A 10,917-nucleotide genomic window follows, 5' to 3' on the forward strand; every position below is an offset into this window, starting at 1 on the left:
CGCCCGGCGCCCAAACCGGCCGCACCGGCTCCCGCCGAGCAGGCTCCCGCGACACCCGAGCCCCCGAAGGACAACATCTTCCGTCCGGCTACGGTGACCCTCACGGGCCCGCAGGTACTCGGCACGATGGACGTCTCGGGATTCGTTCCCGGAGGCAAGCACAAGCGCAAGCGCCTCCAGAAGGAGAAGGTCGATGTCTCGAAGGCCCAGAAGGGAGGCCAGCAGGGCGGCGGCAAACAGGGCGGACAGGGCGGACAGAACGACCGCAACAACCGTCCGGGAGGCCAGCAGCAGAACCGCGGCCAGCAGCAGAACCAGCCCCGTCCGGGCGAAGGCCGCCGCAACAAGAACAAGAACACCCCCAAACCGATCGTCCGCCCCGAAGTGAGCGACGAGGAGGTTTCGAAACAGGTAAAGGACACCCTGGCCCGCCTGACGGCCAAGGGTGCCAAGACCAAGGCATCGAAATACCGCAAGGAGAAACGCGAGGCCGTCGCCGAACGCATGAGCGAGGAGTCGGCACGCGAGCAGCAGGAACGCTCGATCCTCAAGGTGACCGAGTTCGTCACCGTGAGCGAGCTGGCCACGATGATGAACGTCTCGCCGACGGAGGTCATCACCGCCTGCATGAACCTCGGACTGATGGTGTCGATCAACCAGCGGCTCGACGCCGAGGCTCTGGTGGTCGTTGCCGAGGAGTTCGGCTACAAGGTCGAGTTCGTCTCGGTGGAGATTCAGGAGGCCATCGCCGACGACCACGAAGACAAGGAGGAGGACCTCGTGCCGCGTCCGCCGATCGTCACGGTCATGGGACACGTCGATCACGGTAAGACCTCGCTGCTGGACAACATCCGCAAGACGAACGTCATCGAGGGCGAGGCCGGCGGCATCACGCAGCACATCGGTGCCTACAGCGTCGAACTCAACGGTCAGAAGATCACGTTCCTCGACACGCCGGGCCACGAAGCCTTCACGGCCATGCGTGCCCGCGGTGCGAAGATCACCGACGTGGCGATCATCATCGTCGCGGCCGACGACAACGTCATGCCGCAGACGATCGAGGCGATCAACCACGCCCAGGCTGCCGGTGTGCCGATGGTCTTCGCCATCAACAAGATCGACAAGCCCAATGCCAACCCCGACCACATCAAGGAGCAGCTCTCGCAGATGAACTACCTGGTCGAGTCGTGGGGCGGCAAATACCAGGATCAGGAGATCTCGGCCAAGAAGGGCATCAACCTCGACAAGCTGCTCGAGAAGGTGCTGCTCGAGGCTGAAATGCTCGAACTGAAGGCCAACCCGAACAAGAAGGCCGTGGGTACGGTGATCGAATCGACGCTCGACAAGGGCCGCGGCTACGTTTCGACGGTGCTCGTGCAGGCCGGAACGCTCCGCATCGGCGACGTCATCCTCTCCGGTACGTTCACGGGCCGCGTGAAGGCGATGTTCAACGAGAACGGCAAGAAGGTGACCGAGGCCGGTCCCTCGACACCGGTGCAGGTGCTGGGTCTGAACGGCGCCCCGCAGGCCGGTGACCTGTTCAACGTGATGGACGACGACCGCTCGGCCCGCGAGATCGCCAACAAGCGCGAGCAGCTGCAGCGCATGCAGGGCATCATGACCCAGAAGCACGTGACGCTCGACGAGATCGGACGCCGCATCGCCATCGGTTCGTTCAAGGAGCTGAACATCATCGTCAAGGGCGACGTGGACGGTTCGGTCGAGGCCATGTCCGGATCGCTCATCAAGCTCTCGAAGGAGACTGTCCAGGTGAACGTGATCCATGCCGCCGTGGGACAGATCTCCGAGTCCGACGTGCTGCTGGCCGCCGCCTCGAACGCCATCATCGTGGGCTTCCAGGTGCGCCCGTCGGCCGCCGCGCGCAAGCTGGCCGAGAAGGAGGAGATCGAAATCCGCCTCTACTCGATCATCTACGACGCGATCAACGACATCAAGGACGCCATCGAGGGCATGCTCGAACCGGTGATGAAGGAGGAGATCGTCGCCTCGGTCGAGGTGATGGAGATCTTCCGCATCTCGAAGGTGGGCACCGTGGCCGGATGCGTCGTGCGCGAAGGCAAGCTCCAGCGCTCGACCCCCATCCGCGTCATCCGCGACGGCATCGTGATCTACACCGGCAAACTCGGATCGCTCAAGCGGTTCAAGGACGACGTCAAGGAGGTCACCTCCGGACAGGACTGCGGTCTGAACATCGAATCGTTCAACGACGTCCGTGTGGGCGACATCGTCGAAGGCTACGAACAGGTTGAGGTAAAACGCAAATAGTACCAATTATCCCAAACACACACCAATGAACACACAAATCAAATTTACCACCCCCGAAGAGGCCGTCAAGGTCATCAAGTCGGGCGATCACGTGCATCTGAGCTCCGTAGCTTCGGCTCCCCAGTGCCTGATCAACGCCATGTGCAAGCGCGGCGAAGCCGGTGAACTGAAGGATGTACACATCCACCACCTCCACACCGAGGGCCCGGCCCCCTATGCCGACGAGAAGTTCGAAGGCATCTTCCAGCTCGACTCGTTCTTCGTGGGCGGCAACGTCCGCAAGGTGACCCAGAGCGGATATGCCGACTACATTCCGATCTTCCTGAGCGAGACGCAGCGTCTCTACCGTTGCGGCGCCGTACCGTGCAACGTGGCCATGATCCAGGTTTCGACCCCGGACAAGCACGGCTTCGTATCGCTCGGCACGTCGGTCGATGCCACGCTGGCCGCCGTCGAGTGCGCCGACCACGTGATCGCCGTGGTAAACAAGCACGTTCCCCGTTCGTTCGGCCAGGCCATGATACCGATGTCGAAGATCGACCTCTTCGTCGAGGACGACACCCCGCTCATGGAGGCCCACTTCACCGAGCCCAACGAGATCGAGACGGCCATCGGCAAGCACTGCGCCGCGCTGATCGAGGACGGCGCCACGCTGCAGATGGGTATCGGCGCCATTCCCAACGCCGTGCTCGCACAGCTCGGAAACCACAAGAACCTCGGTATCCACACCGAAATGTTCGCCGACGGCGTGCTGCCGCTCGTCGAGAAGGGCGTCATCAACGGCGAGGCGAAGAACATCGACAAGGGCAAGATGGTCTCGACCTTCCTGATGGGTTCGCAGAAGGTCTACGACTTCATCGACGACAACCCGGCCGTGATGATGATGGACGTGGGCTACACGAACGATCCCTACGTGATCGCCAAGAACGACCGCGTGACGGCCATCAACTCGGCCCTGCAGGTGGACCTCACCGGCCAGGTGTGCGCCGACTCGCTGGGCACGAAGTTCTACTCGGGCGTGGGCGGACAGATCGACTTCGTCTACGGAGCCTCGCTGTCGAAGGGCGGAAAGGCCATCATCGCCATGCCTTCGATCACCAACAAGGGCATCTCGAAGATCGCCCCGGTGCTCACGGCCGGTGCCGGTGTCGTTACGACGCGTAACCACATCCACTGGTTCGTCACCGAGAACGGCGCCGTGGATCTCTACGGCAAGACGCTCCAGGAGCGTGCCCGCCTGCTGATCTCGGTAGCCCACCCGTCGGCCCAGGAGGAGCTGGACCGTGCCGCTTTCGAGCGCTTCGGCTCGCACCACCACTACATCAAGAAGTACATGGGCAAGTAGCCTTCACGGAAGGGTTGCTTCCCGCACCGATACGGGGTTCCGGTCCAACGGCCGGAACCCCGTTTTTTTATCGTCCCGAAGCGGGAATTCGGCGGATATTCACTTGTTTTCGCGGGGAAGATTTTCTAAATTTGTAACAGATGCGGGATCGGAAATACCCGCCGGTCCGGGCAAACATCGTAACCAACCTAAACTACACCACCTATGAAACGTCCGACATTCGGGAACCTCCTCGGTTCGCTGTGCGGCACGGCCCTCGCCGCCGCACTCATCACCTCCTGCGCCCCCCGGCAGAACATGCTCACCGAAGAGGAAATCGCCGACGGCTGGGAGCTGCTCTTCGACGGGAAGAACCTCGACCAGTGGAAAGACTTCAACGGGGATTCGCTCACACAGCCGTGGCACGTCGTAGACGGCTGCATCCAGGCCAACGGCGACGGCAGCGACCTTTCGGGCTATATCGTCACCCGAAAACAGTACGAAAACTTCATCCTCGACTGGGAGTGGAAACTCTCGCGCGGCGGCAACAGCGGCATGCTCTACCACGTGGTCGAGGACCCCTGCTTCGAGGTACCCTACGTCACCGGCCCCGAATACCAGCTCATCGACGAGGAGGGCTGGGAGGAGCAGAACGCTCCGACGAAGCTCGAGGAGTGGCAGCGCCTGGGCGTCGATTACGCCATGCACCTCCCGGACCGCGCGGCCATGCGGCTCAATCCGCAGGGCGAGTGGAACTCGTCGCGCATCGTCTTCGACAACGGCCATGTCGAGCATTGGCTCAACGGCGTGAAGATCCTCGAATTCGAAGCCTGGACCGACGACTGGTTCGCCCGCAAGGCGAGCGGCAAATGGGAGACCGCTCCCGAATACGGACTGGCCCGCCGCGGCGTGATCTGCCTGCAGGACCACGGCTACCCGGCCTCGTTCCGCAACCTGAAGATCAAGGAGCTGCCCCGCAAGGCCGGCAGCGAGGTTTCGCTCTTCAACGGCCGTGACCTCACGGGCTGGGAGGCCTACGGCACCGAGAAGTGGTATGTCGATCCGCAGGGGCTCCTCGTTTGCGAAAGCGGGCCCGACAAGCAGTACGGATACCTTGCCACACGCGCATACTACGATGATTTCGACCTCACGGTGGAGTTCCGCCAGCTGGCCAACGGCAACTCGGGCATCTTCTTCCGCTCGTTCATCGAGCCGCCCGTGAAGGTGCACGGATGGCAGTGCGAGGTAGCCCCCAGGGGCAACGATACGGGCGGCATCTACGAATCCTACGGCCGCGGCTGGCTCGTACAGATTCCCGACGAGAAGGAGTCGCTGCTCAAAGAGCGCGACTGGAACACGCTGCGCCTGCGCGTCGAGGGCGATCACGTGCAGACGTGGCTCAACGGCGAGGCGATGGCCGACCTGCACGATGCGAAGATCGGCGCCGCACAGGGCCGCATCGCCCTGCAGATCCACGACGGAGGCGGCATCAAGGTGCAGTGGCGCAACCTCCGCCTCAAGACGCTCTGATCACCCAAGTCCAACCGCAAACAGATCGAAAGCCATGGGAATCAACCGCAGAAACTTCCTGAAAACGGCGGGCGCCGCCACGCTCTTCACCATCGTCCCGCGGTGGGTGCTGGGCGGACCCGGACGCATCGCCCCGAGTGACCAGCTCACCAAGGGCATCATCGGCGTCGGCGGCATCGGCCGCAGCAGCTACCACTTCACCAGCACACCCGAATGCCGGCTGGTGGCCATCTGCGACGTGGACAGCGACCACCTCCGGAGCGCCGCGGAGCTGGGCCGGCGCAAGTTCGGCCAGACGCTGAAAACCTACCACTTCTACCGCGATCTGATCACCGACCCTAATGTCGATATCGTACACATCGCCACCCCGCCCCACTGGCACGGCATCATGGCCGTCGAGGCCGCCAAGGCCGGCAAGGACATCTGGTGCGAGAAACCCATGACACGCACCATCGGCGAGGGCAGGCGCGTCGTCGAGGCCGTCAGGCGCTACGGGCGCATCTTCCGCCTCAATACGTGGTTCCGCTTTGCGGACACCTTCTACGGACTCGGTACGACGGTCGAACCGCTCAAGAAACTCGTGCAGAGCGGCATGCTCGGATGGCCGCTGAAGGTGACCATCTCGGGGGCCACGGGCTTCACGTGGAAATTCTACTGGGTGGGCCGCGAACACCTCGAACCGCAACCCGTACCTGCAGCCCTCGACTACGACCTGTGGCTCGGCCCGGCCCCTGCGAAACCCTACAACGCCCACCGTACGCACCAGACCTTCCGCGGATACTGGGACTACGATGGCGGCGGGCTCACCGACATGGGTCAGCACTACATGGACCCGGTGCAGTACCTGCTGGGCAAGGACGACACGTCGCCCGTGAAGATCGAGGTCGATGCCCCGCAGCAGCACCCCGACGCGGTGGGCATCTGGCGCAGGATTGTCTACACCTACGAAGACGGCTGCCAGATCGTGCTCGAGGGCGAGGGGTTCGAGAGCTCGGGCAAGGTCCCCTACATCGAGGGCCCGTTGGGCAAGGTCTACAAGGGATTCGAGTGTACGATCCCCGACGTGATGAACAAGCTGGCCGAGATGCCCGACCCCGAGCCGCAGCGCACCGACTTCCTCGCCTGCGTCCGAAAGCGCGAGCACTTCGCGCTGGACGAGGTGAAGGGACACCGCAGCTCGACGCTGGTCAATCTGGGCGCCTGCGCCCTGAGGCTCAACCGCACGCTGCACTTCGATCCCGACGCGCAGCTCTTCATCGGCGACGACGCTGCCAACCGACTGATCGACCAGCCGATGCGGTCGCCGTGGAAAATCTGACAACCCCCAAAGCGCATGAAACGATGAAAAAAAGAGCCATACTACTTTTCTGGTTCCTGTGTCTGCTGCCGTTTGCCGCGGGGGCACAGGATGGCCGGCAGCGCACCGTCGAGACGGTCGTGGCCGACGTGCTGGCACAGCTGCCCGCCGGGCAGACAGCCGACTACCGAACCCTGATGGACGAACTGGCCGCAACGGGCACGGAAGGCATCCGGATACTCGCCGGGATGCTCGTCCCCGCCGGGCAGGGCAGCGACGCCGCCGTGGAGTACGCCCTGAGCGGCGTGGTCCATCACGTGACGGAACAAGAAAGCGGAGAGGCCCGCGATGCCGTGCGGCAAGGACTCGCACAGAGCATCGACACCTGCCCGGACCCTGCGGACCGCGCCTTCCTCATCTCGCTGCTTGCATGCTGCTCCACGGCAGAGGATGCAGCCGTTTTTGCGAAATACGCCGAAGACGGACAGCTTGCCGATGCCGCCGTCCGCGGCCTGATCGCGACGCCCGGATCGGAGCCGGCAATTCTTGAGCTGATGCAGCAATCCGACGGTCCGTCGGCACGGCTGGCCCATGCCGCCGCAAAACGGCCGAGCGAAGGGGCCGAGGAGATCCTCCTTGCGTGGCTGGCCGACTACCCCACCGACGATACGACCCGGGAAGCCATCTATGCCGCCCTGGCGGCATGCGGCGGCCGGACATCGCTCCGAGTGCTCGGGGATGCGGCGGCAGCCGCCGACTTCGACTTTGCCCCGGGCGATGCGACGGGAGCCTTCCTCGACCTGCTGAACAACCTCGCCGAACGCGGCGACACGAAGGTCGTGCAGCGGGCCGCACGTGCGCTGGCCAAAGAGTCGGTACGCACGAACATCCGCACGGCCGCGCTCAAACTTCTGCTCCGCACCTCCCCCGAACAGCGTACCGAACTGCTGCTCGCGACGCTCGGGGACAACGACCGGGCCTACCGCTGCGCGGCACTCACCCTTGCAGCGGACTATACCGACGAGGCGCTGTGCGCAGCCATCGTCGGCGAATGGCCGAAACTGACGGCCGAGGCGCGCACGGATGTGGTGAACTGGTTGGGCGACCGCCACGCCGCTTCGCAGACCGCGACGGTACTGGCCGCCATCGACGCCTCGGATCCCGGGCTCGCCGCAGCCGCCGTGCGTGCGGCCGGCCGTCTCGGAGGCCAGGAGGCGCTCGAAGCGCTGATCGGCCGGCTGAACGGCCCGCTGGCCGAAGAGGCCGTAGCCGCACTGGCCTCGTTCAACGGCCAGGTGGACGACGGGCTCGTCGCGGCGCTCGATGCCGATCCCGTAACGCAGGCCAACGCCCTGCGGCTCGTCGCACGACGGCGGATCACCCGGGCAGCCGACCGGGTCTTCGCCCTGCTCGACGCCGGACAGGAACCCGTACGACAGGCCGCGCTGGCGGCCCTCGCCGGGATGACGACGGCGGCGGATTTCCCGAGACTCTGCGACCGGCTCGACAACGCCACGGAGAGCGAAACGCCGCAAATCCAGGCCGGACTGCTGAACGCCCTGGCACAAATGGCTCCCGAGGAACAATACGCCCGAACGGCAGAGCGGATGGCCGCATCGGCTGAAAAGGCGCGCTACTACCCGCTGCTGGCACATACGGGCACACAGGAGGCGATCGACGCCCTGCTCGGCGGCGACGACCGCAAGGCGGCTTTCGCGGCACTGCTGACGGTAGAGAGTCCTGTCGTGCCGGAGGTGCTGTTCTCGCTGGCCACCGAGCACCCCGAATGGAAAGACGAGGCGATCACACGCTACACGGAACTCGTGACCGCGAACCGCACGCCCGAGGAGCAGGTGGCCTGCTGCACGAAAGCACTCGGAACGGATCCCGCCCCGGAGGTGAAGAACCGGCTGCTTGCAGCACTGGCAGGCACCGCCTCACTGCCGGCCGTCGAGGTGGCCGCCCGATACCTCGACGATCCCGCGACAGCCGCGGCGGCGGCCGATGCCGTGCGGAGAATCGCGGCAAAGAGCCCCGGCACGGGCGGAGAAACGGTGGTCGCGGCTCTCGAGCGGGCCCGCACGGTCTACGCCGGGCTGGCCTCTGAAGACGCCGACGCCGGCTATGCGGTGGACGAGATCAACGGGCTGCTGGCCCGCTACGCCGCCGTGCCGCGCTTCGAGCTGACGGAAGAGGAGGCGGCCGAGGGTTTCGAAGTGCTCTTCGACGGCCTCTCGCTCGAAAAGTGGACCGGCAACAAGACCAACTACGTTCCGCAGGAGGGGACGATCTACGTCACGGCGCAATACGGCGGCAGTGGAAACCTCTACACCGTCAGGGAGTACGGCGACTTCATCCTGCGCTTCGAGTTCTCGTTCGTCCGCCCGGGTGTAAACAACGGAATCGGAATCCGCACCCCGATGGGTGTCGATGCCGCCTACCACGGCATGGAGATCCAGGTGCTCGACCACGATGACCCGATCTACAAAAACCTGCACATCTACCAGCAACACGGCTCTGTCTATGGGGTCATCCCGGCGCAAAAGCACGTCGTCTTCGGCGAACAGGGGACGTGGAACACCGAGGAGATCCGCGCCGCAGGCGACCGCATCACCGTAACGGTCAATGGCGAGGTGATCCTCGACGGCAACATCCGCGAAGCCTGCGAGGGCCATAACGTGGCCCCCGACGGCTCGGAGCAGAACCCCTACACCGTGGACGGGCGGAACCACCCGGGGCTCTTCAACAAACGCGGTCACATCGGGCTGCTCGGCCACGGCCCCGGCATCCGGTTCCGCAACATCCGCATCAAGGAACTTTGAACCACGGCGGAGGGCGGAGACCGATCCAGGAGAACATCCGCCCTCCGCACCGTACCGGGATGCCGCATCAGCGCCCCGCATCCCGCGAATTGAACCGCACGGAAAAGATATGAACAGATCCAACCCAGGCAATGGTCCCGTCAGGATCGTCGCCATCGGAGCGGGCAACCGCACGAACAAATACCTCGAATACGCCGTCCAACACCCCGAACGGCTGCAACTTGCAGGCGTCGTGGAGCTCAACCCGCTGCGTCGGGAGGCTGTGGCTGCAAAATTCGGACTCGCGCCGTCGCAATGCTTCGACGACTACCGCCTCTTCTTCGGGCAGCCCCGGTCGGCCGATGCCGTGCTGATCGCGACTCCCGAGGACACGCACTTCGAGCCCTGCATGCTGGCCATCGAGGCGGGCTACGACGTACTGCTCGAGAAGCCCATCGCCCAAAGGCTCGACCAATGCCGGCAGATTGCCGAAGCGGCCCGCAGGCGGGGCGTGATCGTCGGGATCTGCCACGTCATGCGCTATCACCCCTATTTCGTCCGGATCAAGGAGATCGTCGATTCGGGTGAACTGGGACAACTCATCTCGATAAACCATACGGCAGCAGTGGGCATAGACCGCATGACCCACTGCTTCGTGCGGGGACTCTGGCGCCGCGAAGAGTGTGCCAACCCGATGCTGATCTCGAAGTGCTGCCACGACATCGACTTTCTGCTGTGGCTTGCATCGTCGCAATGCCGGAAAATATCGTCGTTCGGATCGCTCAGGTGGTATCGCCGGGAGAATGCCCCGCAGGGTTCGGCCGAACGTTGCATAGCGTGCCCCGTCGAACCGACATGCCCCTACTCGGCCGTAGACCTCTACCGCACCCGGCGTGACTGGATCTCGAACTTCGACATACCCGAGGGAGCAACGCTCGACGAGGTAATCGAACGGCAGTTACACGACGGACCTTATGGGCGCTGCGTCTTCCGCTGCGACAACAATGTGGTGGACAACCAGGTCGTCACCATGGAGATGGCAAGCGGTGTCACGATATCGCTTTCCATGGAGACCTTCACGCTTGATGACCGGCGCGAAACACACATACGAATGACGCACGGCGAAATCGAGGGCGACGAACGCACACTGCGGATCCGAAAGTTCCGCGGAGGAGAGGAGCAGATCATCGACTTCAGGGAGCTGGCCGGAACGCCGTTCCACGCCGGTTCGGACCTGAATCTGATCGGGGACTTTGTCGAAGCGATCAGCCGGCGGGGCGGACACCGGTTCCGCACCACAATCGAGGAGTCGGTCGAAAGCCACCGGATCTGCTTCGAAGCCGAGCACAGCCGCCATACGGGGAAAACCCTCCTGCTTGAATAACCGACACGACGGGAGCCAACAAACATTCTCACCGGTCGGCCCGGTACCGCCGTACAAAACCTTGAAAACGACACACCCGGGGATTTCCCCGGGTGTATCTCTTCCTGTCTTACCGTCCCGACAACCGTTCGAAACAGATTCCTGCTCCTGCAGCAAGCCGAGGGCGAAGCTCAGAACGATTCCCCGTCCGGCGGGGCAGAGATATCGGGCAGGCCCCGTTTCTCTTGTAAGGCGATCGGGGCATACAAGGATTCAGGGATTCCTCGTCCTCCGGCTGCACAGGCAACCGACAAGC

The 10,917-nt window shown here is 63.9% G+C and carries 6 protein-coding genes; all 6 read left to right on the plus strand.

Annotated features, from left to right (window positions below):
- Positions 1 to 2,286 (plus strand): translation initiation factor IF-2 (gene infB / locus QZL63_RS00005; protein ID WP_290584857.1); only part of this gene is annotated, 2,286 nt, incomplete at its 5' end.
- Between the two features lie 25 nt (positions 2,287 to 2,311).
- Complete coding sequence (locus QZL63_RS00010; RefSeq protein ID WP_022307307.1) at positions 2,312 to 3,631, plus strand: acetyl-CoA hydrolase/transferase family protein; 1,320 nt, start codon at positions 2,312 to 2,314, stop codon at positions 3,629 to 3,631.
- A 204-nt stretch (positions 3,632 to 3,835) separates the two neighbouring features.
- Positions 3,836 to 5,140: a 3-keto-disaccharide hydrolase gene (locus QZL63_RS00015; protein ID WP_022307308.1), complete on the plus strand. Its 1,305-nt coding sequence runs from the start codon at positions 3,836 to 3,838 to the stop codon at positions 5,138 to 5,140.
- Positions 5,141 to 5,174: 34 nt separating this feature from the next.
- Positions 5,175 to 6,458, plus strand: coding sequence for a Gfo/Idh/MocA family oxidoreductase (locus QZL63_RS00020; RefSeq protein WP_022307309.1), 1,284 nt, complete (start codon positions 5,175 to 5,177; stop codon positions 6,456 to 6,458).
- A gap of 23 nt (positions 6,459 to 6,481) precedes the next feature.
- Positions 6,482 to 9,259 (plus strand): DUF1080 domain-containing protein, encoded by a 2,778-nt coding sequence (locus tag QZL63_RS00025; protein WP_022307310.1) that lies wholly within the window; start codon positions 6,482 to 6,484, stop codon positions 9,257 to 9,259.
- A 109-nt stretch (positions 9,260 to 9,368) separates the two neighbouring features.
- The gene (locus QZL63_RS00030) at positions 9,369 to 10,622 is read left to right on the plus strand and encodes a Gfo/Idh/MocA family protein (protein WP_022307311.1); all 1,254 of its coding nucleotides are present in this window, start codon (positions 9,369 to 9,371) and stop codon (positions 10,620 to 10,622) included.
- The last annotated feature ends 295 nt before the right edge of the window (positions 10,623 to 10,917 follow it).

The sequence above is a fragment of the Alistipes sp. CAG:268 genome, assembly GCA_000434235.1.
GTDB classification, from domain to species: Bacteria; Bacteroidota; Bacteroidia; order Bacteroidales; family Rikenellaceae; genus Alistipes; species Alistipes avistercoris.

What these genes read in the sequence shown, in the direction of transcription:
- QZL63_RS00010 (WP_022307307.1), top strand. Translation starts at nt 2,312, where the DNA reads ATGAACACACAAATCAAATTTACCACCCCCGAAGAGGCCGTCAAGGTC.
- QZL63_RS00015 (WP_022307308.1), top strand. Translation starts at nt 3,836, where the DNA reads ATGAAACGTCCGACATTCGGGAACCTCCTCGGTTCGCTGTGCGGCACG.
- QZL63_RS00020 (WP_022307309.1), top strand. Translation starts at nt 5,175, where the DNA reads ATGGGAATCAACCGCAGAAACTTCCTGAAAACGGCGGGCGCCGCCACG.
- QZL63_RS00025 (WP_022307310.1), top strand. Translation starts at nt 6,482, where the DNA reads ATGAAAAAAAGAGCCATACTACTTTTCTGGTTCCTGTGTCTGCTGCCG.
- QZL63_RS00030 (WP_022307311.1), top strand. Translation starts at nt 9,369, where the DNA reads ATGAACAGATCCAACCCAGGCAATGGTCCCGTCAGGATCGTCGCCATC.